Origin of the sequence: Klebsiella sp. C283 (assembly GCF_048822555.1) — a bacterium.
Classification (GTDB): Bacteria; Pseudomonadota; Gammaproteobacteria; order Enterobacterales; family Enterobacteriaceae; genus Klebsiella; species Klebsiella quasipneumoniae.
The window spans coordinates 199986-223607 of the sequence record NZ_JBMEZS010000001.1 but is presented as its reverse complement, the minus strand read 5'-3'; the positions used below and the strand labels follow the sequence as shown (position 1 = coordinate 223607).

Here is a 23622-nt window from a genome sequence, read left to right as displayed (position 1 = left end):
ATCAGGGTAGACTGAGCAGCGAATGAAATTACAGAATTCTTTCCGCGACTATACGGCTGAATCCTCGCTGTTCGTGCGCCGGGCGCTGGTCGCTTTTTTGGGGATTTTGCTGCTTACCGGCGTTCTGATCGCCAACCTGTACAATGTGCAAATCGTTCGTTTCGACGACTATCAGACGCGCTCGAACGAAAACCGCATCAAGCTGGTGCCGATCCCGCCGAGCCGCGGCATTATTTACGATCGCAACGGCACCCCGCTGGCGCTTAACCGCACCATTTATCAGCTGGAGATGATGCCGGAGAAAGTCGACAACGTGCAACAGACGCTGGATGCGCTACGCGACGTCGTCGATTTAACCGACGATGATATCGCCGGTTTCAAAAAGGAGCGCGCCCGCTCCCATCGCTTTACCTCGATTCCGGTCAAGGTCAACCTCAGCGAAGTGCAGGTGGCCCGCTTTGCCGTCAACCAGTACCGTTTTCCCGGCGTGGAAGTCAAAGGCTACAAGCGACGTTACTACCCCTATAACTCGGCGCTGACGCACGTCATCGGCTACGTGTCGAAAATTAACGATAAAGACGTCGACCGCCTCGATAAAGAGGGCAAACTGGCCAACTACGCCTCGACCCATGACATCGGTAAGCTGGGTATTGAGCGTTATTACGAGGACGTCCTGCACGGTCAGACCGGCTACGAAGAGGTTGAAGTGAACAACCGCGGCCGCGTTATTCGTCAGCTCAAAGAGGTGCCTCCGCAGGCCGGACGCGACATCTACCTCACCCTCGACCTCAAGCTACAGCAGTATATCGAAACGCTGCTGGCCGGCAGCCGCGCCGCGGTGGTGGTCACCGACCCGCGTACCGGCGCCATTCTGGCGCTGGTTTCGACGCCGAGCTACGACCCGAACCTGTTCGTCGACGGCATCTCCAGCAAAGATTACTCCGGCCTGCTCAACGATCCCAACACGCCGCTGGTCAACCGTGCGACGCAAGGGGTCTATCCGCCGGCATCGACGGTCAAACCGTACGTCGCCGTCTCGGCGCTGAGCGCCGGGGTGATCACGCGCAATACCAGCCTGTTCGACCCGGGCTGGTGGCAGCTGCCCGGCTCGGAAAAACGCTATCGTGACTGGAAAAAATGGGGCCACGGCCACCTGAACGTCACCAAAGCGCTGGAGGAGTCCGCGGATACCTATTTCTATCAGGTCGCCTATGACATGGGCATCGATCGCCTCTCGGAGTGGATGAGCAAGTTCGGCTACGGCCACTATACCGGTATCGACCTCGCCGAAGAGCGCTCGGGCAACATGCCGACCCGCGAATGGAAGCTCAAACGCTTTAAAAAACCCTGGTACCAGGGGGACACCATTCCGGTGGGCATCGGCCAGGGTTATTGGACCGCCACGCCGATCCAGATGAACAAAGCGCTGATGATCCTGATTAACGACGGGGTGGTGAAAGTGCCGCACCTGCTGCAAAGCACCGTGGAAGACGGCAAGCCCGTTCCGTGGGTCCAGCCTCATGAGCCGCCGGTAGGCGACATCCATTCCGGCTACTGGGAAATCGCCAAAGACGGCATGTTCGGCGTGGCCAACCGCGGCAACGGCACCGCGCACAAATATTTCGCCAGCGCGCCGTATAAAATCGCGGCCAAGTCCGGTACCGCCCAGGTGTTCGGCCTGAAGGCCAACGAAACCTATAACGCGCACCGAATCTCTGAGCGTCTGCGTGACCATAAACTGATGACGGCGTTTGCGCCTTATAACAACCCGCAGGTTGCCGTGGCGATGATCCTGGAAAACGGCGGTGCCGGACCGGCGGTCGGTACGATTATGCGCCAAATCCTCGATCACATCATGCTGGGCGATAACAACACCACGCTGCCAAGCGAAAACCCGGCGGTAACCGCAGGGGAGGATCAATAATGACGGATAATCCGAACAAAAAATCGCTGTGGGATAAGATCCATCTCGATCCCACTATGGTGCTGATCCTGCTGGCGCTGCTGACCTACAGCGCGCTGGTTATCTGGAGCGCCAGCGGTCAGGACGTCGGCATGATGGAGCGTAAAATCGGCCAGATCGCCATGGGCGTGGTGATCATGATCGTCATGGCGCAGATCCCGCCGCGGGTCTATGAGGGCTGGGCGCCCTACCTCTATATTTTCTGTATTATTCTGCTGGTGGCCGTCGACGCCTTCGGCGCCATCTCCAAAGGGGCGCAGCGCTGGCTGGATCTCGGTATCGTCCGCTTTCAGCCGTCGGAGATTGCAAAAATCGCCGTGCCGCTGATGGTGGCGCGCTTTATTAACCGCGACGTCTGCCCGCCTTCGCTGAAGAATACCGGTATTGCCCTGGTGCTGATCTTCCTGCCGACGCTGCTGGTGGCGGCGCAGCCTGACCTCGGGACCTCGATTCTGATCGCCCTCTCCGGTCTGTTTGTGCTGTTCCTCTCCGGCCTCAGCTGGCGCCTGATCGGCATCGCGGTGGTGCTGGTCGCCGCCTTTATCCCGATTTTGTGGTTCTTCCTGATGCACGACTATCAGCGCCAGCGCGTGATGATGCTGCTCGATCCGGAAACCGACCCGCTGGGCGCGGGATATCACATTATTCAGTCTAAAATTGCCATTGGCTCCGGCGGTCTGCGCGGCAAAGGCTGGCTGCACGGCACCCAGTCGCAGCTGGAGTTTCTGCCGGAACGCCATACCGACTTTATCTTCGCCGTTCTCGCCGAAGAGCTGGGCCTGATTGGCGTACTGATCCTGCTGGCGCTCTATATTCTGCTGATCATGCGCGGACTGTGGATCGCCGCCCAGGCGCAAACCACCTTTGGCCGGGTCATGGCCGGTGGTTTAATGTTGATTTTATTCGTTTATGTCTTCGTAAATATTGGTATGGTGAGTGGTATTTTACCGGTGGTGGGCGTACCGTTGCCGCTGGTGAGCTACGGGGGCTCCGCCCTGATCGTATTGATGGCCGGGTTTGGTATCGTGATGTCGATCCATACCCACAGAAAAATGTTGTCGAAAAGCGTTTAAAGGGGTTCGCAATGCGTAAGCAATGGCTGGGGATCTGCATAGCAGCGGGGCTGCTGGCGGCATGTTCGAGTGATGACGTGCAACAAAAGACGGTCAGTACTCCACAGCCGGCCGTCTGTAATGGCCCGACGGTTGAGATCAGCGGCGCCGATCCGCAGTATGAAACGCCGAACGCGACGGCGAATCAGGATTATGAGCGCGATGGTAAGCGCTACAACATCGTCCAGGATCCGGCAAACTTTACTCAGGCCGGTTTCGCGGCGATCTATGACGCAGAACCCAACAGCAACCTGACCGCCAGCGGTGAAACCTTCGACCCGACGCAGTTGACCGCGGCGCACCCGACGCTGCCGATCCCGAGCTATGCGCGGATCACCAACCTCGCCAACGGGCGCATGATCGTCGTGCGGATTAACGATCGCGGTCCCTACGGCAACGATCGGGTTATCTCGCTCTCCCGCGCGTCCGCCGACCGCCTGAACACCTCGAATAACACCAAAGTGCGTATCGACCCGATCATCGTCGCGCCTGACGGTTCGCTTTCCGGCCCGGGAATGGCTTGTACCACCGTCGCCAAACAGACTTACGCCCTGCCCGCCCGTCCGAATCTGGACGGCGGTGACGCCGCTGGCATGAGCCAGCCCGCGCCCACTGACGTTCGCCCGATCAGCAACAGCACGCTGAAGCCGGAAGACAGCGTTGGCGCACCGGTGAACAGCGGCGGTTTCCTCGGCGCCCCGACGCCGCTGAACAGCGGCGTGCTGGAGAGCAGCGAACCCGCGGCCGCCGCCGCGACGGCACCTGCCGCCGGCGCCACGCCAGCAGCGCCGGTGACCGCGCCCGGCTCCATCCAGGGTAGCGTCGCGCCCGCAGCGGCCACCGCCGCAGCCGCCGGCGCCGTTGCCGCTTCGTCTTCCGCCACCTCCAGCGCCAGCGGTAGCTTTGTCGTGCAGGTGGGCGCAGTGAGCGACCAGGCGCGGGCGCAGCAGTATCAGCAGCGTCTGAGCCAGCAGTTCTCTGTGCCGGGCCGGGTCATGCAAAACGGCGCGGTGTGGCGTATTCAGCTGGGGCCGTTTGCCGACAAGGCGCAGGCCAGCGCCGTTCAGCAGCGCCTGCAAAGCGAAGCGCAGCTGCAGTCCTTTATTACTCGCGCCAACTAAAGGCCGCGGGCAGCCCGTTCACCTTGCGCATGTAAAAGTCATTAACAAACTCATGCGCAATGTCGGATGCTGGCCCGCAGAGCATTTGCTATAGTAAGGCACTTTTTTTAACTCCATCACGGATGCCGTTGTTCTGACCATGAAGACCTCTTTCACCGCTCGTTTACTCATCACGGCGCTCTCCGTTGCAGCGCTCTCCTCCGCTGCCCGCGCCGATGACCTGAATATCAAAACGATGATCCCAGGCGCCCCGCAGATTGACGCCGAATCCTGGATCCTTATCGATTACAACTCTGGCAAGGTGCTGGCTGAAAACAACGCCGACTCCCGCCGCGACCCGGCCAGTCTGACCAAAATGATGACCAGCTATGTTATCGGTCAGGCGATGAAAGCGGGCAAATTCAAAGAGTCCGATCTGGTCACCGTCGGCAACGACGCCTGGGCCACCGGCAACCCGGTATTCAAAGGCTCTTCCCTGATGTTCCTCAAGCCGGGGATGCAGGTGCCGGTTTCCCAGCTGATCCGCGGTATCAACCTGCAGTCCGGTAACGATGCCTGCGTGGCGATGGCCGACTATGTCGCCGGCAGCCAGGACGCCTTCGTCAGCCTGATGAACAACTACGTCAACGCCCTCGGCCTGAAAAACACCCATTTCCAGACTGTTCACGGCCTCGATGCTGACGGCCAGTTCAGCTCGGCGCGCGACATGGCGCTGATTGGCCAGGCGCTGATCCGCGACGTGCCGAACGAGTACTCCATCTATCGTGAGAAAGAGTTCACTTTCAACGGCATCCGCCAGCTGAACCGTAATGGCCTGCTGTGGGATAACAGCCTGAACGTCGACGGCATCAAAACCGGCCACACCGACAAAGCGGGCTACAACCTTGTCGCTTCCGCCACCGAAGGGCAGATGCGTCTGATCTCGGCGGTAATGGGCGGCCGGACGTTCAAAGGGCGTGAGTCGGAAAGCAAAAAACTGCTGACCTGGGGCTTCCGCTTCTTCGAAACCGTCAACCCAATTAAAGCCGGCAAAGAGTTTGCTTCCGAACCGGCCTGGTTCGGCGACAGCGATCGCGCTTCGCTGGGGGTGGATAAAGACGTCTACCTGACCATCCCGCGCGGCCGGATGAAAGATCTGAAAGCCAGCTACGTGCTGAATAACACTGAGCTGCACGCCCCGCTGCAGAAAAACCAGGTCGTCGGCACCATTAACTTCCAGCTGGATGGTAAAACCATTGACCAGCGCCCGCTGGTGGTGCTGCAGGAAATTCCGGAAGGTAATTTCTTCGGTAAAATTATTGATTACATTAAATTAATGTTCCACCACTGGTTTGGTTAAAAATCGAACACTTGAAAGTGTGATTTCCATCCCCATATACTATTCATCCAAGTAACCTGATAACTCCCACCCTTGGTGGGAGTTATTATTTTGTCGTAACACCGGAGCTGACATGAAAACCAAACTTAACGAACTGCTTGAATTCCCTACGCCATTTACTTACAAAGTAATGGGGCAGGCGTTGCCTGAGCTGGTTGATCAGGTGGTGGAAGTGGTACAGCGCCATGCGCCTGGTGATTACTCGCCGTCAGTAAAACCGAGCAGCAAAGGTAACTACCACTCGGTCTCCATCACCATCAACGCCACCCACATTGAACAAGTGGAAACGCTGTACGAAGAGTTAGGCAATATCGATATCGTTCGGATGGTGCTGTAACCTTTTCCCTGACCCGGCCGCTGTGCCGGGTCTTCTCATTCCCTCCCGCACGGCTGTGATATACTCCCCGACCTGAATTCTCTCTTCCCGGCGGAGATATTGTTTTGCAGCACAATAAAATTCTAATCCGGCAGCTTGGCCTGCAACCTTACGAACCCGTCTCGCAGGCGATGCATGAATTTACCGACGCCCGTGATGAAGATACCCTCGATGAGATTTGGCTGGTGGAACATCACCCGGTCTTCACCCAGGGTCAGGCCGGCAAAGCGGAACACCTGCTGGTGCCCGGTGATATTCCGGTGATCCAGAGCGATCGCGGCGGGCAGGTAACCTATCACGGCCCGGGACAGCAGGTAATGTACGTCCTGTTGAACCTCAAGCGCCGCAAGCTGGGCGTGCGTGAACTGGTGACGCTGCTGGAGCAAACGGTCGTCAATACCCTTGCCGAATACGGTATTGAGTCGCACCCACGCGCCGACGCCCCTGGCGTCTACGTCGGCGATCGTAAAATATGCTCTCTGGGGCTGCGCATCCGTAAAGGCTGCTCTTTCCACGGCCTGGCGCTCAATATCGCGATGGATCTGACGCCGTTTCTGCGTATCAACCCCTGCGGCTATGCCGGTATGGAGATGACGCAAATGCGCCAGTGGCAGCCGGAAGCCACTCCGGAGAGAGTCGCTCCGCGGCTGGTCGCCCATCTGCTGGCGCTGCTGAACAATCCCCCGCACGAATACCTTCCTCAGGGTTAAGGGCCGACCAGCGCCCCGCTGACGGCGGGGTGCTGAACGAGTAACACATTATTTTTGCAATCAATTGTCACGCACGGCAACGCGGTGGGCCGCTATACTTGGCCTATCATTCCCAACCGGACTCATCGCGTGCCAGAGAATACGCCGCCGTCAGAATCTCCTGACCGACAGGACGAACGTTACGACCGTCAGATGTTTCGCATCCTGCGTAATATTGACCTCAATCTGTTGACCATCTTCGAAGCCGTGTATGTACACAAAGGTATCGTCAATGCCGCGAAGATACTCAATATCACGCCGTCGGCCATTAGCCAGTCAATAAACAAACTGCGGGCGCTGTTCCCCGATCCGCTGTTTATCCGTAAAGGCCAGGGCGTAACGCCCACCGCCTATGCCACCCATCTTCACCAGTATATCAGTCGCGGTATGGAAGCTTTCCTCAGCGCGCTGGATATCACCGGCAGCCCGCACCAGCAGCGGGTGATCACTATCGCCACCACGCCAGCCATGGGGGCGCTGCTGATGCCTGGCCTGGCCAGCGCGCTGAAGCCGGTCTTTCCGCAGATCCTGCTGCACAACATCGCCCTCACCGACGCCGCGCGGCAGCTCGACCAGCGCCAGGTGGATTTGTTGATTGATACCCATCTGCACAGCGGCCAGGCGATAAGCCATCACGTGCTGTATCAGGAACGGGTGCAGATGTACTGCCGCGCTGGGCATCCCGCGCTGGACGGTCCGCAGGATGAAACTACCCTCGCGAAGTATGAATTTGCGCTGCTGCTGCCGGAAGGCCAGCGCTACCCTACGCTGCACCGTCGGCTGCAGGAGGAGATGGGCGAACGCCGCTGCGGTTTCAGCACCTTCAACCTGCTAACCCAGGCGGCAATGATCGCCGAGAGCGACATGCTGGGGCTGACCACCGAGCGCCTGTTCGCCATGGTATCCCGTCTCTGGCCGCTGCAGACCCTGGACTTCCCCTCCCTGAGGGAAGAGCAGATTGATGTTGCGCTGCACTTCAATAAGCAGAGCGGGAAAGAGCCATTGCTGAAAGAGATCATTGAGACCGTGATCCAGACGTTCAAGGTGTAGCGCACGGAAGGGAAAAAGGATAAAACAACAACTATTTTACAATTTGCCGGGCAGGCAGGCTGCTTTCTGCCCCTTTTCAATGGTATACTGCCTGCTCTTGATTCAAAAATAGTTGATAATTGCAACATTTCATTGAATTAATTCGCTTTCCTTCGTGACTCGCAACTGGAACACGCACGCTATGAGTAAACCCATTGTGATGGAACGCGGTGTTAAGTACCGCGACGCCGATAAAATGGCCCTTATCCCGGTGAAGAACGTGGCAACTGAGCGTGAAGCTCTGCTCAGAAAACCGGAATGGATGAAAATCAAACTTCCGGCAGACTCGTCCCGTATCCAGGGAATCAAAGCAGCGATGCGTAAGAACGGCCTGCACTCCGTGTGCGAAGAGGCCTCCTGCCCGAACCTTGCAGAGTGCTTCAACCACGGTACCGCGACCTTTATGATCCTCGGCGCGATCTGTACCCGCCGTTGCCCATTCTGCGACGTGGCGCATGGCCGCCCGATCGCGCCAGATGCGAACGAGCCACAGAAGCTGGCGCAAACTATCGCCGATATGGGGCTACGCTACGTGGTGGTCACTTCGGTGGACCGTGACGACCTGCGCGATGGCGGCGCACAGCATTTTGCCGACTGCATCAGCGCCATTCGCGAGAAAAACCCGACGATTAAAATCGAAACGCTGGTCCCGGATTTCCGCGGCCGCATGGATCGCGCCCTGGATATTCTGACGGTGACCCCGCCGGACGTCTTCAACCACAACCTCGAAAACGTACCGCGCCTCTATCGTCAGGTGCGTCCGGGCGCGGATTACAACTGGTCGCTGAAGCTGCTTGAGCGTTTTAAAGAAGCGCACCCGGAGATCCCGACAAAATCCGGCCTGATGGTGGGCCTGGGCGAAACCAACGACGAGATCATCGAAGTCATGCGCGACCTGCGCCGTCATGGCGTCACCATGCTGACGTTAGGCCAGTATCTGCAGCCGAGCCGTCACCACCTGCCAGTGCAGCGTTACGTGAGCCCGGAAGAGTTTGAAGAGATGAAAGCGGAAGCCATGGCGATGGGCTTCACCCACGCCGCCTGCGGCCCCTTCGTTCGCTCTTCCTATCACGCCGACCTGCAGGCTAAAGGGATGGAAGTTAAATAACCTGCCGCTTCTCCCGCTGCGTCACGTCCTGGCGCAGCGGCGCTCTCCGCTTCATTCGCTTCGCCTTCCCGTAACAGTTAGTTGCATCTTTCCTGCACGGCGTCGACAAAAACGACAAAGGCCGCAACGTCAAACGTCGCGGCCTCTTCGCCGTACCACCCGCATCCCGCCAGGGGACGCAGCCGGAGAATTACTCTTTATGAGAGAGCTTCTGCGCCGGTGCTTCGTCTTCAGCGGTGGTTTTTTTCGCGCTATCGTCATCTTCGTTCATGGCTTTTTTAAAGCCCTTGATAGCCGACCCCAGGTCGCCGCCCAGCGTACGTAATTTCTTGGTACCAAACACTAAGATAATCAGTGCTGCGACTACCAGCAGTTTGGTAATACTAATCTCACCCATAGCTAACCTTCTTCTCTATACAAGCTGCGAATACGCCATCATACACGCATTTATCCGTCATATTGTAATCCACCTGTGCGTGGGCTGCGTGATTCAGCCCGAGGCCTCCCCTCCGGGAGTGAGCGCTGGGGTGTCCGTCCTGACGTGCACAGCGAATTATTGGGATAAACAATACGGGTATTTGGCGCGCGGACACAATAGCAATCTGTAACAAGGTGAATCAAGCCTTGTTTAAAAAAACGTCACAATAATTGCGGTGGCGCAAACCGTCGGTTCTGCAGCACCGGCAAACGCTCGCGAACCCGCGCAAGGTAGTCTGCGGAAATATCGGCATAGATCAGCTGCGGCTCGCTCCCCGCGCCCGCCACGGTGGTCCCCAGCGGATCGACGATGCGGCTCTGCCCGATGTTACGCGTCCCGCATTCGCCTGCCGCCACGACGTAGCAGGTCGTGTCCAGCGCGCGCGCCGCCAGCAGCGTCGCCCAGTGATGCTCTTTTTGCGGCCCTTTCACCCATGCGGTGGGCAGCACCAGCAGCTGCGCCCCGTTCAGCGCCAGCGACAGCGCCAGCTCCGGAAAACGCAGATCGTAACAGGTCATCAGGCCAACGCGGAAACCCGCCACTTCAATCACCGGCGGGATTTGCCGGCCGGGATCCACCCGCCGGGACTCCTGCATTGCGAAAGCATCGTATAAATGAAGTTTGTGATAATGGGCAATAACCTTCCCTTCACGCAATACCACCAGCGTGTTGGTTGCTCTCCCCTCCCCCGACGGCACATGCAGCGTCAGGATCGTCGTCAGGCCGTTACGCGCGCTCTCGGCCAGCAGCAGCTGTAAAAACTCTCCATCCAGCGTTTGGGCCGAGTTCACCGACAGATCCGGGTCGTTGTCATCACGTGCCAGCAACGCCTCCGGCAGCACCAGCAGCGCCGCCCCTTCACGCGCCGCCTGCTGCATCATCGCCACACAAGTTTGCGCATTCGTCCGCCAAACTGGCGTGACGATAAACTGCCCTGCCGCTACCCGCATGTTTTTCTCCCGTCAGGTTATGAATAGCCAATTGCGCCCGTTGCGCGCTACACTTGACACTCTCTTACATCAAATAGCAGGAAACGACCGTGTTTCAACTTCTTTGCGCCGTTTTTATTGGCGGCGGCACCGGCAGCGTTTTGCGCTGGTGGCTCGGCATGAAGCTCAATCCTGTGCACCATGCTATCCCGATTGGGACACTGACTGCCAACCTGTTAGGCGCCTTTGTGATCGGCGCCGGGCTGGCGTGGTTTAATAGACTGACCGGCATTGACCCGATGTGGAAACTGCTGATCACCACAGGTTTCTGCGGCGGGTTGACCACCTTCTCCACCTTCTCTGCGGAAGTGGTGTTTCTTCTGCAGCAGGGGCGAGTGAGCTGGGCGCTCCTCAACGTCGCGGTGAACTTGCTGGGCTCATTTACCATGACGGCTGTCGCCTTCTGGCTCTTCTCGCAGGCCGCCAGCCGCTAAAGGCGTAATCAACAGGCAAAAAAAAACCCGCTGATTAGCGGGTTTTTATATTCTACTGACGCGTTGCTTACAGAGCGATTACGTTTGCAGCAGAAGGGCCTTTGGCACCGTTAGTGATTTCGAACTCTACGCGCTGACCTTCAGCCAGAGTTTTGAAACCGTTGGACTGGATTGCAGAGAAGTGTACGAATACATCTTTGCTGCCATCTTCCGGAGTAATGAAACCGAATCCTTTGGACTCATTAAACCACTTAACGTTACCTTTAATCTTAGACATCAAAATTACCTTTATATGAAAAATCGACACTAATGCTGTGTCGGGTATCAGTACACCAATTGTGGTACCTTTTGTCCAGTGCAACTTTGCTAAAAAGTGATAAAAGTCGCTATCTTTTTTAGTGGGTAACGCTTTAGTCCTTGTTTTTCCACAAGACGCATCGCTTATCTCATTTATTGCTAAGACTTAGCGAATTAAAACTGTATGCGAGCCCAGGCGAAGTAAACGTTACCGTTATTGTAGGTACCGGGAATATAGGTCATCTGGAACGTTGCCGGACCGTAACCTATTGACGCTAAGGGCAAGATCACCGGAATCGGGATGTAGTTCCAGTTATCGCGCGCCGTCACCCCGAGGGTATAGCCGAGACCGAGGCGGAAGTTCTGGTCCGTCAGCGGCCGCCAGGTTTTCTCCCAACCGTAGCCGCCGATGGGTTCCCACTTATTGAAAGAGTCTTTAAACGCCATCAGGTACAGGCCGTGCCAGTTCCCTTTCTCATCCCAGCGCGAAACGCCGAAGCCTGCCCCCCACGGACGTTCATTATACTTGTCCGTCTTTTCCTTATCATAAGCAAAGCGCGCGTGCCAGGTGATGGCTGGAACGTACAGATCATAGTGCTCCGGCTCATTCCAGGTCTGCGCAACGTTATTACTTAAGGTATGGTAACCTTCGCTAAGGGTCGATGAAAACGACGCGCTGGCGTTTCCGGATACCAATAACCATCCTAAAAAACCAAGAGAAAACAATGAAAAACGACGTAACATCAACACTTTTCTATTACCACTTTCATTTAAAAGCCACCTAAAATAGCAAAGATAGTCTCAATACAGGTTGAACGAAATAAGGCAAACTCCTGATTTTCGCCCGCTGACCATCAGAACCGCTTAACTATCCATCTGGTGATTATATCCAGGCGGGACGGGAGGGGCGTAGTTCTTATCGCTTTATTGATTTGCATCAGCGAGTTTCGTCCGTTTTTTCGGCACATTCGCACATTAAAATTTGGTGTGGCGCTTTTTAACTACATATTCTTTGGGCTTAGGGGAAATGAATGCTGACGTTTGTTGAGATCCTGATCGGGATTGCGGTCATTGTGGGCGTCGCCCGCTATATCATTAAGGGCTATTCAGCCACCGGCGTGCTGTTCGTCGGCGGCTTAATATTGCTGATCGTCAGCGCCCTGCTGGGTCATAAAGTCTTACCAGGCAATACCGAGGGCACCGGTTACTCCGCCACTGACATTATTGAATACATTAAGATTCTACTCATGAGCCGTGGCGGCGATTTGGGTATGATGATCATGATGCTGTGCGGTTTCGCCACCTATATGACGCATATTGGCGCCAATGATATGGTGGTGAAATTAGCCTCAAAGCCATTGCGCTATATCAATTCGCCCTATCTGCTGATGATTGCCGCCTACTTTGTCGCCTGCCTGATGTCGCTGGCCGTCTCCTCCGCGACCGGCCTCGGCGTCCTGCTGATGGCGACGCTGTTCCCGGTGATGGTAAACGTTGGTATCAGCCGCGGTGCGGCGGCGGCCATCTGCGCCTCCCCGGCGGCGATTATCCTTTCGCCTACCTCGGGTGACGTCGTGCTGGCGGCAAAAGCGGCCGAAATGCCGCTGATCGACTTTGCCTTCAAGACCACACTGCCGATCTCCATCGCGGCTATCATCTGCATGGCGATCGCCCACTTCTTCTGGCAGCGCTACCTGGATAAAAAAGAGAACATTTCCCACGAAATGCTCGACGTCAACGAGATCACCACCAATGCCCCGGCGCTGTACGCCATCCTGCCGTTTACCCCGATTATTGGCGTACTGATCTTTGATGGCAAATGGGGGCCGGAACTGCACATTATTACCATCCTCGTCGGCTGCATGCTGCTGGCGGCGATCCTCGAATTCCTGCGCGGGTTCAACACCAAAAACGTCTTCAGCGGACTGGAAGTCGCCTACCGCGGGATGGCTGACGCCTTCGCCGGGGTGGTGATGCTGCTGGTCGCCGCCGGCGTTTTTGCTCAGGGATTAAGCACCATCGGCTTCATCAACGGTCTGATCTCCATCGCCACTTCCTTCGGCTCGGCCAGTATTATTCTGATGCTGGTGCTGGTGATCCTGACCATGCTGGCGGCGATGACCACCGGCTCCGGCAATGCCCCGTTCTACGCCTTTGTCGAGATGATCCCCAAGCTGGCGCACTCCTCCGGCATCAATCCCGCCTATCTGTCGATCCCGATGCTGCAGGCCTCTAACCTTGGCCGCACGATCTCGCCGGTCTCCGGCGTGGTGGTGGCCGTCGCCGGGATGGCGAAGATCTCCCCGTTCGAAGTGGTCAAACGCACCTCGGTGCCGGTGATGGTTGGCCTGCTGGTGGTGATTGTCGCGACCGAGATCCTCGTCCCGGGCAGCGCGGTCCACTAATGGTCTAACCACGTGAAAAGGCGCCAGCAGGCGCCTTTTTTATGCTTTAATAACTCCCCGTTATCTTTTGCCATCCACAATCAGGAATAAACATGTTCAGGAAGGAATTCGCCGCGCTTGCCCTTGTGCTTACCGCCACTCAGGCCGGCGCTGAACCGCTCACCGCGACGCGATACGCTGATTTTGACCGCTATGTCCTGGCCCTCTCCTGGCAAACCGGATTCTGTCAGAGCATGTATGACCGTAACCGCAACGAACCGGAAGAGTGCCGCCTGCAGCAGGAAACCGCGAATAAAGCCGATTTTCTGACCGTGCACGGTCTGTGGCCCGGGCTGCCAAAGTCCATTGCCGCGCGCGGAGTGGATGAACGACGCTGGATGCGCTACGGCTGCGCCACGCGCCCGCTGCCCGACATGCCGGAGGTGAAAGCGAACCGCAAATGTCAGGCGGCGGAGACGGGGTTGTCGCTGGAGATGGCCAACAAACTGAATAGCGTGATGCCGGGCGCGGGCGGCACCTCCTGCCTCGAACGTTACGAATATGCCAAACATGGCGTCTGCTTCGGCTTCGATCCCGACAGCTATTTTGGCGCCATGGTGCGCCTGAACGGGGAAATTAAGCGCAGCCCGGTTGGTGATTTCCTTGCCAAACACTATGGCCAAACCGTCAGTCGGGCCGACTTCGACGCCGCCGTGGCCCGCGCCTGGGGTCCGCTGAGCGTGAAGGCGTTTAAATTAACCTGTAACGGTAATCCTGCCTATTTGACCGAGATGCAAATCTCGCTCAACGCCGCGTCCATCAACGCCCCACTGGCCACCTCCGCCTTTCTGCCCCAGCCTCACCCGGGTAACTGCGGCGCGCAGTTTATCCTCGATAAGGTTGGCCACTAGCGCAACGCGGCATACTGTTCAGAAAACGTCCTTCGCCGGAGGCGTTGCGCGCTGATTGTGCGTTTCATCACTTCAAACTGCCGGCAACTCTCAGTATGATGGGAGAACCTTAACCCTTGCCTTTTTCGGCGAGGGTTTTCTTTTACGGACAGGTTCCTGGATAACATGGAGTATGCAATGACCAGACCCGCAATCATCATTAACGAACTGGATGCCGAACGTATCGACAGGCTGCTGGAGCAGCCGGCTTTCGCCAGCTCGCCGGTTGCCGATGCCCTGAACGACGAGCTCGACCGCGCGCAAATGCTGGCGCCGGAAGCGATGCCGCACGATGTCGTCACCATGAACAGTACGGTTAAATTCCGTGATTTAACCAGCGGCGAAGAGCGCGTGCGGACGCTGGTGTTTCCGACACAGGTGACCGACAGCGCCAGCCAGCTCTCCGTCCTCGCGCCGGTGGGCGCCGCGCTGCTCGGCCTCAAGGTCGGCAGCACCATTCACTGGGAGCTGCCGGGCGGGGCGTCGACGCACCTGGAAGTGCTGGCGCTGCTGTACCAGCCGGAAGCCGCTGGCGAATTCCACCGTTAATCCCCGCTGCCTGAGGCGTATCGCGCTTTATTCAGAGGATGTCCACACATCCTCTTTCTGCTGTCTTTCCCCCCGCTAACCTTTTTTTACGCTTTGCGCCTGCCTGACTGACAGTTTTGCGACCTGAATGACACAATATCCGCATATAATATGTTGATATAGACGCAAACGAACAAGGAGGATTGCATATGTATAAGACTATCATTATGCCGGTTGATGTCTTTGAGATGGCGCTGAGCGATAAAGCCGTCCGGCATGCGGAGTTTCTGGCCCAGCAGGACGGGGTGATCCATCTGCTCCACGTCTTACCCGGTTCAGCGAGCTTCACGATGAGCCGTTTTACCGCCGACCTGCGGCGTTTTGAGGAACATCTGCAGCACGAGGCGGAAACCCGCCTGCAGACCATGGTCAGCCATTTCAGCATTGACCCATCGCGGATCAAGCTGCATGTGCGTTTCGGCAGCGTGCGCGACATGGTCAACGAACTGGCCAGCGAAATAAACGCCGACGTGGTGGTGATTGGCTCACGCAATCCCTCCATCAGTACCCACCTGTTGGGCTCCAACGCCTCGAGCGTCATCCGTCATGCCCATATTCCGGTGATGGTCGTCAGGTAAGGCTGAGGAAAAGCGCATAAAAAAAGAGGCTACCACCGGGTAGCCTCTTTGTTATGCAGGTCTATTGTCTGACTTGTTATGCGGTTTTCGTGCGGATCAGATAGTCGAAGGCGCTCAGCGACGCTTTCGCCCCCTCCCCTGCCGCGATGATAATCTGCTTGTACGGCACGGTGGTGCAGTCACCGGCGGCGAATACGCCTTTAACGTTGGTTTCGCACTTCGCATCGATGATGATCTCGCCCATGCGGTTACGCTCAACCGCGCCTTCCAGCCAGGTGGTATTAGGCAGCAGGCCGATCTGCACGAAGATGCCCGCCAGCGCGACGTGATGCTCATCGCCGCTCACCCGGTCACGATACTGCAGACCGGTGACCTTGCTGCCGTCGCCTTTCACTTCCGTGGTCTGCGCATTGAGAATAATGTCGACATTCTTCAGACTGCGGACTTTATCCTGCAGCACCTGGTCGGCCTTCATCTCCGGTGCGAATTCCAGCAGGGTCACGTGTTCCACGACGCCCGCCAGGTCGATGGCGGCTTCCACGCCGGAGTTCCCCCCGCCGATCACCGCCACGCGCTTACCTTTAAACAGCGGGCCGTCGCAGTGCGGGCAGTAGGTTACGCCCTTGGTGCGATACTGATCTTCGCCCGGCACGTTCATGTTGCGCCATTTCGCCCCGGTGGCAATGATGACGCTGCGCGCCTTCAGCACCGCGCCGGAGGCGGTTTCGATCTGATGCAGGCCGCCCTCTGTCGCCGCTGGCGTCAGTTTGGTCGCGCTCTGGGAGTCGATCACATCGACGTTATAGTCGCTAACGTGCGCTTTCAGGGCCCCGGCCAGCTTCTGGCCTTCGGTTTTCGGCACCGAAATGTAGTTTTCGATATCCACGGTATCCAGCACCTGGCCGCCGAAGCGCTCGCCCATCAGGCCGGTACGAATCCCTTTACGCGCAGAGTAAACCGCGGCCGCCGCGCCGGACGGGCCGGAACCGACGATCAGCACATCGTAAGCGTCACGCTGATTCAGCTCTTCCGCTGCGCGTTTTTCCGCACCGGTGTCCACTTTGGCGACGATTTCCGTCAGCGTCATCCGCCCCTGACCAAACTCCTGGCCGTTCATGAACACCGCCGGCACGCCCATCACGTTGCGCTCGGTGATCTCATTCTGGAACGTCCCACCGTCAATCGCCGTATGTTTGATACGCGGGTTGAGCACCGCCATCAGGTTCAGCGCCTGGACCACGTCCGGGCAGTTATGGCAGGAGAGCGAGTAGTAGGTTTCAAACTCGAAGTCGCCATCGATATCGCGGATCTGCTCCAGCAGAGACTGGGCCTCTTTCGACGGATGACCGCCGGTCCACAGCAGCGCCAGCACCAGCGAGGTAAACTCGTGGCCCAGCGGGGAGCCCGCAAAGCGTGGGCCCTGGTCGGAACCGGGGTTAGTAATCAGGAACGATGGCTTGCGTACCGCCAGCGTATTGTCTTCTTTAAAGGTGACTTTGTCTGACAGTTCAGCAATTTCAGCCAGCAGTTCCCTGATTTCTGCCGATTTAGCGCTGTCATCCAGCGTGGCAATCAGCTCAACAGGCTTGGTCAGCTTCTCAAGATAGGCCTTGAGCTGGGTTTTCATGTTGGTGTCGAGCATTGTTATCTCCTGGGCTTAAAACATCATCATGCAAGCGGCCTTGTCAGGCTGCCTGAATGCGCTTGCATCATGGTGTTGGAATGAAATGGGCGCAGGTGCGCCCATGACTGAAGTAATTTCCAAAGTATTTCGCGTCAGAGCAAGGCGGCTAGCCTGAGAATCCCCGAGAGCTTACTGAAGTAAGCGACCGGGGTGAGCAGGCGACGCCAACGCAGCTATGGCATGAAAGACGACGAAAATTTTAATTCACCAGTATTTCGCGTTAGAGCAAGGCGGCAAGCTTATGAACCCCCGGGAGCTTACACGAGTAAGTGACCGGGGTGATCAAGCGCAGCCAACGCCGCTATGATGCGAAAGACGCCGTGATTATTAGATTTTGCCGACCAGGTCCAGGGATGGAGCCAGCGTCGCTTCGCCTTCTTTCCATTTCGCCGGGCACACTTCGCCTGGGTGGGAAGCAACATACTGCGCCGCTTTGATTTTACGCAGCAGGTCAGACGCGTCACGGCCGATACCTTCAGCGGTAACTTCGATCGCCTGGATGATACCCTGCGGGTCAACCACGAAGGTGGCGCGGTCAGCCAGACCTTCATCTTCACGCATGTTGTCGAAGTTACGGGTCAGGGCGCCAGTCGGGTCGCCAATCATCGCGTATTTGATTTTCGCGATGGTTTCAGAGCTGCTGTGCCACGCTTTGTGGGTGAAGTGGGTATCGGTAGAAACAGAGTAAACGTCTACGCCCAGCTTCTGCAGTTCTTCGTAATGGTCAGCCACGTCGCCCAGTTCGGTCGGGCAGACGAAGGTGAAGTCAGCCGGATAGAAGAAGAAGACGCTCCAGCGGCCTTCGGTGTCTTTCTCGGTGACTTCGATGAATTCACCATTTTTGAATGCCTGGTTTTTGAACGGTTTGATTTTGGTGTTAATTAAGGACATCTATACTTCCTCCGTGTTTTCGTTGAGGTCTAAGTTAACGAATTTTTCCTGACCCGACCAATGCGTTTACATTATCGAATCAATAAGCGTTATCTAACAACCGGAACAAGACAACAATGTGAACCTGTCGACGCGTTCAGCGCAGTTCGCTGTTTTTCGCATCATTTGCCGCGACAAAAGTAAAAAGGCCACCCTTTCAGGCGGCCCCGTTACCTGAAATACCCGAAGGTAGGTTCAGCGCCAGTCAGACTGGCTATGTGTTGCGCTCTACATTACCTTAATGTAACAGCATCCAGGATTACATCACCCACGCCAGGAAAGGGCAATCCGTCGTTCTGCTGATCCTGCCTATAACTGTAATAGGTTTGGCAATGTTTCTTCCTTTCCTGCTGATTTTACAAGGAATACTCATGTTAAAACGTCTGCTGTTGCTCAGCCTTTTGCCTTTTTGTAGCTATGCGGAAGAACTGCCCGCCCCGGTAAAAGCAATTGAAAAACAGGGCATTACCATCATCAAACCCTTTGACGCGCCGGGGGGAATGAAGGGCTGGCTGGGGAAATACCAGGATATGGGCGTCGCCATCTACCTCACGCCTGACGGCAAACATGCCATTTCCGGTTATATGTACGACGAAAACGGCAACAACCTCAGCGAGCAGTTATTTCAAAAAGCGCTCTACACGCCGGCGGGACAGGAGATGTGGAAGAAGATGGCCAGCGCCCACTGGCTGCAGGATGGCGACAAGGACGCCCCCATCGTGCTGTATGTCTTTGCCGATCCCTTCTGCCCTTACTGCAAACAGTTCTGGCAGCAGTCCCGTCCCTGGGTGGAGGCCGGTGAAGTGCAGATCCGCACCCTGCTGGTGGGCGTGATCAAGCCGGAGAGCCCGGCCACCGCCGCGGCGATCCTCGCCAGTAAAGATCCGGCGAAAACCTGGCACGATTACGAGCAATCGAACGGCAAAATGGCCCTGACGATACCGAAGGCTATCCCGCCGGAGAAGATGAAAATGCTCAACGTCAACCAGCAGCTAATGGACGATCTGGGGGCCAACGTCACGCCAGCTATTTATTATATGAATAAGGATAATATGCTGCAGCAGGTGGTCGGCCTGCCGGATAAAGAGAAGCTGTCTATTATGATGGGTGAAAAAGAGTAATTTCGTCCCGGTGTGGCGCCTGGCGAATCCGACCGCTGGTGCCACTGCCGATAGTAAGATATATTAAGCAAAACTTAATTTTATTTGCCCACAATTAAATTCACACCGCAAATACTAAGACGCAAGATATTATCGTTAGAAATATTTTAACTTACACTGGCAATAAACAGGACTGTGTTAATGGCAAATCTTTACGATCTGAAAAAGTTCGATCTAAATTTATTGGTTATTTTTGAATGTATCTATCAGCATTTAAGCATCAGCAAAGCGGCGGCGATGTTATTTATCACCCCGTCTGCGGTAAGTCAGTCATTGCAGCGTCTGCGTCAGCAGTTAGACGATCCGCTATTTGTGCGCGTCGGGAAGGGAATGACGCCCACCACCGCCTGCGTGAATCTTCATTACCACCTGCAGCAAAATCTGGAGCAGCTGGAAAAAACGATCAATCTCAATAACCGCTCCGATCTGCGTAAACGTATTGTAATATATGGCCCCCCGCTGTTCTGTTCAGTAAACAGCCACTTTATGATTAACCAGCTTTGTCATCAGGCCAACTTGCAAATTGAACACCATAACCTGACCACCACCGAATCGGCAGAGGAGCTGCTGGCATATCGCCAGGCTGACCTGGTGTTCACCCGAATGCCCATCACCAACCGCGCCACCATCTGTCAGCCCTATCAGACGGTGCAGACCCTCGCGGTGTGTCGGACGAACCATCCGCGGCGCGAGGCGCTCACGTCAGTTGACGCGCTGGCGCAGGAGTTTTTCACCCACTATATTACCAACGATCCCGTTATTCAGCGCGTTCAGCAAAGCAGCACGCCCTGGCTGAACCCGCGTAATATTGCCTTTCGCAGCGACTCTTTTATGACCATTCTTAACATGATCAATAAAACCGATCTGATTGGCTTCTTGCCGTCATATTTATATGATTTTATTTCGCCAGCCATGCAACTTCACGTCCTCGATATAAACGAACTTTTTCCAGACATTACGATATATATTAACTACCATCAATCATCCGCACAAAATCATTTTTTATCTGAATTAATCACCATTTTAATGAATGACAGAGAGATATCACGTCCCCAATTCAATAACAGCCAATAACGATCCGACTTATTGCCCCTCCCCAAGGGAAGGGAAAGTCGACCATTAATTTCCCACGCATCATCGTTTATACTGAGCGAACGGGAATCTATAGTATTAAAGGATTAATGGTCATGTCATTTATCAAATATCCCTTACCGGAATCGGTGCTGCAGGCGACGGAGCAGCGGATCGATTGGGTTCTGGATAATTTTTCACGCATTTGCGTCTCTTTCTCTGGCGGAAAAGACTCTACCGTTATGCTCCATTTAACCGCGCAGGCAGCGCGGTTACAGGGTAAGAAAATCAGCGTACTGTTTATTGACTGGGAAGCGCAGTTCTCCTGCACCATCGCTCACTGTGAAAAACTGCGCGCCCTCTATCAGGATGTTATCGATACCTTTTACTGGGTCGCCCTGCCGCTCACTACCCAAAATGCCCTGACGCAGTATAAGCCGCAATGGCAATGCTGGCAGCCCGGCACCGCCTGGGTCCGCCAGCCCCCCTCCTGGGCCATTACCCACCCGGGCTATTTTTCGTTTTATCAACCGGGGATGAGCTTTGAAGCCTTCGTCAGCCACTTTGCCGAGTGGTTTTCACAGCGCCGTCCCGCCGCCGTGCTGGTGGGTATTCGGGCAGATGAGTCGCTGAATCGCTTTATGACCATCTCTTCTCAGCGAAAACAGCGCTTCGCCGACGATAAACCGTGGACCACCTCGGCGCCGGGCGGCCACGCCTGGTACATCTACCCGCTCTATGACTGGAAAACCGCCGATATCTGGACCTGGTTTGCTAAAAGCGGCCAGCCCTATAACCCGCTGTACGATCTGATGTATCAGGCCGGTGTGCCGCTGCGCTATATGCGCATCTGCGAACCCTTCGGTCCGGAGCAGCGCCAGGGGCTATGGCTGTACCATGTGCTGGAGCCGGAGCGCTGGGCCGCGATGTGCCAGCGGGTGAGCGGCGCGCACAGCGGCGGCGTCTATGCCGGGCATGATAATCAATTCTACGGTCACCGAAAAATCGACAAACCGGACCATTTGACATGGAAAAGCTATGCGCTGTTTCTGCTCGACAGCATGCCGGAAACCACCGCCGAGCATTACCGCAATAAGATCGCCGTCTACCTGCGCTGGTACCAGAAAAAAGGCATGGAAGAGATCCCCGATACTCAGCCCGCGGACGTTGGCACCAAAGATATCCCCTCCTGGCGACGGATCTGCAAAGTGCTACTCAACAATGACTACTGGTGCCGCCAGCTCTCCTTCAGCCCAACCAAAAGCAGCCACTATCAGCGCTACCGAAAACGTATGGAAAAACATCGCCAACAATGGGGGATATTATGCAACAACAACTAACGCAGGCGCTGGACAATTTCCTGCAAACGCTGGATGACGAAGCGCGTATCGAGGCTATCAACGCGTTTCGCCAGGTGCTCCACCAACACAGCCCCTTCCGCTCGCAGCCCGTTGACTGTGTGCTGTGGGTCAAACAGGAGCAGGTTATCCCCAACGACTATAACCCGAATAACGTGGCGCCGCCGGAGAAGCGCCTGCTGCAGACCTCGCTGGAGGCCGATGGCTTTACCCAGCCGGTGGTGGTCATCAGGCAGGGACCGCAGGGGTACGCGATTGTCGACGGTTTTCACCGCCATGAGCTGGCCTGCAGCAAAGCGTCGCTGAAAAAACAGCTGAAAGGCTATCTACCGGTCACCTGTCTGACGAATGAAGAGGCCTCACGCGACGGGCTGATGGCAGCGACAATACGCCACAACCGGGCGCGCGGACGCCACCAAATCCACGCCATGTCAGATATTGTCCGCGAGCTAACCCGGCTCGGCTGGACGCCGCAGAAGATCGGCAAAGAGCTGGGAATGGATGCCGATGAGGTGCTGCGCCTGAAGCAAATTAGCGGCCTGGCAGAGATGTTCGCCGACCGCCAGTTCTCTCAGGCGTGGACCATAAAGTAACTACAGCTCGCACAAACGCGCCGCCGCGGCCAGCAGGGTCTCCGGTTGTTTAGCGAAGCACAAGCGGATCAGCTTGTGCGGGAACGGGTCGGCGCAGAAGACGGAGAGCGGGATCGCCGCCACCCCAACCTCGGTCGTCAGCCAGCGGCAGAAGCTGACGTCGTCAAGGTCGGAGATGGCGCTGTAGTCCGCCAGCAGGAAATAGGTCCCCTCACAGGGCAGGAGCTCCAGCCGGCTGGGGCGCAGCGCCTCAATAAACAGATCGCGGCGTTCACGATAAAAGGCCGGTAGTTCTTGGTAGTGATCCGGCTCCTCGCGCAGCATGTCGGCGATCGCCAGCTGCGCCGGGGTATTTACCGAGAAGGTCAGATACTGGTGCACCTTGCGCAGCTCCGCGCTGATGGCCGCCGGGGCCACGCAGTAGCCAACCTTCCAGCCGGTCATATGAAACGTTTTGCCAAACGAAGAGACCGCCACCGCCCGCTCGCGCAATAGCGGATGCGCCAGCACGCTGGCGTGGCCGTCTTCGGCAAAGTTGATATGCTCATAGACCTCGTCGCTGAGAACATAGATCTCGCGTTCGGCAATCGCCTGCCACAGGGCGGCAAAATCCTCGCGTTGCCAGACCGTGGCCGAGGGGTTGTGCGGGGTATTGAGGATCACCAGCCGGGTTTTGTCGCTCAGCGTCGCGGCAAACTGCTGCCAGTCGACGCGAAAATGCGGCGGCTGAAGGGCAATACGGCGTAATTCGCCGCCGGCCAGCGCCACCGCGGGGGCATAGCTGTCGTAGCTGGGATCGAAACAGACCACCTCGTCGCCGCGACGCACCAGAGCGGTAATCGCCGCGAACAGGGCCTCTGTCGCCCCGGCGGTGACCGTGATATCGCTGTTGACGTCGGGTCGATATCCATACCGCTCCGCCGTCTTGTCAGCGATCGCCTCGCGCAGCGCCGGCACGCCGGTCATCGGGGCATACTGATTCGCCCCCTGCGCCACGTGGTACGCCAGACGCTCCTGAAGATAGCGCGGGCCGTCGAAATCGGGAAAGCCCTGCGACAGGTTTATGGCCTGATGCTGCTGGGCGAGAGCGCTCATCTGGGTAAAAATGGTGGTGCCAAGTGACGGGAGTTTACTCTCTGGAATCAATGGGTTATTACTCATTCTTTTTGTACCGATTGTAATGCTGTTGTTGAAGCCACTATAACACGATGTTAATATTTGGCAATCAAGAC

At 56.5% G+C, this 23622-nt stretch carries 24 protein-coding genes; 17 read left to right on the top strand and 7 right to left on the bottom strand.

Translation table 11 applies throughout. The features are described from left to right. The first annotated feature begins 22 nt into the window (after positions 1–22). The 8 genes from mrdA to lipA all read left to right on the top strand — a co-directional run bounded on the left by mrdA (position 23) and on the right by lipA (position 8896). On the top strand, positions 23–1924 hold the full coding sequence (gene mrdA, locus ACOI7Z_RS01000) for a peptidoglycan DD-transpeptidase MrdA (protein WP_023288833.1): 1902 nt from the start codon (positions 23–25) through the stop codon (positions 1922–1924). After that, positions 1924–3036, top strand: coding sequence for a peptidoglycan glycosyltransferase MrdB (mrdB, locus tag ACOI7Z_RS00995; protein ID WP_004885876.1), 1113 nt, complete (start codon positions 1924–1926; stop codon positions 3034–3036). The genes mrdA and mrdB overlap by 1 nt, the downstream gene beginning before the upstream one ends. Before the next feature lie 11 nt (positions 3037–3047). Beyond that, entirely contained in the window at positions 3048–4196 is a 1149-nt protein-coding gene (rlpA, locus tag ACOI7Z_RS00990) for an endolytic peptidoglycan transglycosylase RlpA (RefSeq protein ID WP_023288832.1), read from the top strand. A gap of 139 nt (positions 4197–4335) precedes the next feature. After that, the gene (dacA, locus tag ACOI7Z_RS00985; RefSeq protein ID WP_023288831.1) at positions 4336–5535 is read left to right on the top strand and encodes a D-alanyl-D-alanine carboxypeptidase DacA; all 1200 of its coding nucleotides are present in this window, start codon (positions 4336–4338) and stop codon (positions 5533–5535) included. A gap of 112 nt (positions 5536–5647) precedes the next feature. Then, positions 5648–5911 (top strand): DUF493 family protein YbeD, encoded by a 264-nt coding sequence (ybeD, locus tag ACOI7Z_RS00980; RefSeq protein ID WP_002894474.1) that lies wholly within the window; start codon positions 5648–5650, stop codon positions 5909–5911. 104 nt (positions 5912–6015) lie between these two features. Then, positions 6016–6660 (top strand): lipoyl(octanoyl) transferase LipB, encoded by a 645-nt coding sequence (gene lipB / locus ACOI7Z_RS00975; RefSeq protein WP_065882532.1) that lies wholly within the window; start codon positions 6016–6018, stop codon positions 6658–6660. Positions 6661–6789: 129 nt separating this feature from the next. Beyond that, positions 6790–7749: a YbeF family transcriptional regulator gene (locus tag ACOI7Z_RS00970; protein WP_074442609.1), complete on the top strand. Its 960-nt coding sequence runs from the start codon at positions 6790–6792 to the stop codon at positions 7747–7749. A 181-nt stretch (positions 7750–7930) separates the two neighbouring features. After that, the gene (gene lipA, locus ACOI7Z_RS00965) at positions 7931–8896 is read left to right on the top strand and encodes a lipoyl synthase (protein WP_065882536.1); all 966 of its coding nucleotides are present in this window, start codon (positions 7931–7933) and stop codon (positions 8894–8896) included. Between the two features lie 190 nt (positions 8897–9086). Here the strand turns inward: lipA and tatE are convergent, their stop codons facing one another. Both tatE and ACOI7Z_RS00955 read right to left on the bottom strand, forming a co-directional pair. Next, positions 9087–9293: a twin-arginine translocase subunit TatE gene (gene tatE / locus ACOI7Z_RS00960; RefSeq protein ID WP_023288827.1), complete on the bottom strand. Its 207-nt coding sequence runs from the start codon at positions 9291–9293 to the stop codon at positions 9087–9089. A 242-nt stretch (positions 9294–9535) separates the two neighbouring features. Beyond that, complete coding sequence (locus ACOI7Z_RS00955) at positions 9536–10324, bottom strand: deaminated glutathione amidase (protein WP_023288826.1); 789 nt, start codon at positions 10322–10324, stop codon at positions 9536–9538. Between the two features lie 89 nt (positions 10325–10413). On the opposite strand from ACOI7Z_RS00955, the gene crcB reads away from it, so the two are divergent. Further along, entirely contained in the window at positions 10414–10797 is a 384-nt protein-coding gene (crcB, locus tag ACOI7Z_RS00950) for a fluoride efflux transporter CrcB (protein ID WP_065882541.1), read from the top strand. A gap of 67 nt (positions 10798–10864) precedes the next feature. Here crcB and cspE read toward each other — a convergent pair whose 3' ends face one another. Both cspE and pagP read right to left on the bottom strand, forming a co-directional pair. Beyond that, on the bottom strand, positions 10865–11074 hold the full coding sequence (cspE, locus tag ACOI7Z_RS00945) for a transcription antiterminator/RNA stability regulator CspE (RefSeq protein WP_002439184.1): 210 nt from the start codon (positions 11072–11074) through the stop codon (positions 10865–10867). Between the two features lie 194 nt (positions 11075–11268). Then, positions 11269–11790, bottom strand: coding sequence for a lipid IV(A) palmitoyltransferase PagP (gene pagP / locus ACOI7Z_RS00940; RefSeq protein ID WP_223171797.1), 522 nt, complete (start codon positions 11788–11790; stop codon positions 11269–11271). 335 nt (positions 11791–12125) lie between these two features. Between pagP and dcuC the strand changes: the two genes are divergently transcribed. The 4 genes from dcuC (at position 12126) to uspG (ending at position 15594) form a co-directional block, all read left to right on the top strand. Further along, the gene (dcuC, locus tag ACOI7Z_RS00935; RefSeq protein ID WP_023288824.1) at positions 12126–13499 is read left to right on the top strand and encodes an anaerobic C4-dicarboxylate transporter DcuC; all 1374 of its coding nucleotides are present in this window, start codon (positions 12126–12128) and stop codon (positions 13497–13499) included. 92 nt (positions 13500–13591) lie between these two features. Continuing rightward, entirely contained in the window at positions 13592–14389 is a 798-nt protein-coding gene (gene rna / locus ACOI7Z_RS00930; RefSeq protein ID WP_087849769.1) for a ribonuclease I, read from the top strand. A gap of 177 nt (positions 14390–14566) precedes the next feature. Then, on the top strand, positions 14567–14977 hold the full coding sequence (gene rnk / locus ACOI7Z_RS00925; RefSeq protein ID WP_032455114.1) for a nucleoside diphosphate kinase regulator: 411 nt from the start codon (positions 14567–14569) through the stop codon (positions 14975–14977). A gap of 188 nt (positions 14978–15165) precedes the next feature. Then, positions 15166–15594, top strand: a complete 429-nt coding sequence (gene uspG / locus ACOI7Z_RS00920) for a universal stress protein UspG (protein WP_002894401.1) — start codon at positions 15166–15168, stop codon at positions 15592–15594. A 76-nt stretch (positions 15595–15670) separates the two neighbouring features. Here uspG and ahpF read toward each other — a convergent pair whose 3' ends face one another. Continuing rightward, positions 15671–17236: an alkyl hydroperoxide reductase subunit F gene (gene ahpF, locus ACOI7Z_RS00915; protein ID WP_017899084.1), complete on the bottom strand. Its 1566-nt coding sequence runs from the start codon at positions 17234–17236 to the stop codon at positions 15671–15673. 369 nt (positions 17237–17605) lie between these two features. Next, positions 17606–18169 carry an alkyl hydroperoxide reductase subunit C gene (ahpC, locus tag ACOI7Z_RS00910; protein WP_002894394.1) on the bottom strand — a complete coding sequence of 188 codons (564 nt, stop codon included), beginning with the start codon at positions 18167–18169 and terminating at the stop codon, positions 17606–17608. A 410-nt stretch (positions 18170–18579) separates the two neighbouring features. Between ahpC and dsbG the strand changes: the two genes are divergently transcribed. The 4 genes from dsbG to ACOI7Z_RS00890 all read left to right on the top strand — a co-directional run bounded on the left by dsbG (position 18580) and on the right by ACOI7Z_RS00890 (position 22390). Further along, on the top strand, positions 18580–19329 hold the full coding sequence (gene dsbG, locus ACOI7Z_RS00905; protein ID WP_087849770.1) for a thiol:disulfide interchange protein DsbG: 750 nt from the start codon (positions 18580–18582) through the stop codon (positions 19327–19329). 180 nt (positions 19330–19509) lie between these two features. Next, the gene (gene citR / locus ACOI7Z_RS00900) at positions 19510–20442 is read left to right on the top strand and encodes a DNA-binding transcriptional repressor CitR (protein ID WP_044521604.1); all 933 of its coding nucleotides are present in this window, start codon (positions 19510–19512) and stop codon (positions 20440–20442) included. Positions 20443–20555: 113 nt separating this feature from the next. Beyond that, on the top strand, positions 20556–21779 hold the full coding sequence (locus ACOI7Z_RS00895) for a phosphoadenosine phosphosulfate reductase (RefSeq protein WP_065882547.1): 1224 nt from the start codon (positions 20556–20558) through the stop codon (positions 21777–21779). Next, positions 21764–22390, top strand: coding sequence for an IbrB-like domain-containing protein (locus ACOI7Z_RS00890; protein WP_065882548.1), 627 nt, complete (start codon positions 21764–21766; stop codon positions 22388–22390). Before ACOI7Z_RS00895 ends, ACOI7Z_RS00890 begins: the two co-directional genes overlap by 16 nt. Here ACOI7Z_RS00890 and ACOI7Z_RS00885 read toward each other — a convergent pair whose 3' ends face one another. Then, entirely contained in the window at positions 22391–23536 is a 1146-nt protein-coding gene (locus ACOI7Z_RS00885) for a pyridoxal phosphate-dependent aminotransferase (RefSeq protein WP_168380170.1), read from the bottom strand. Positions 23537–23622 lie beyond the last annotated feature (86 nt).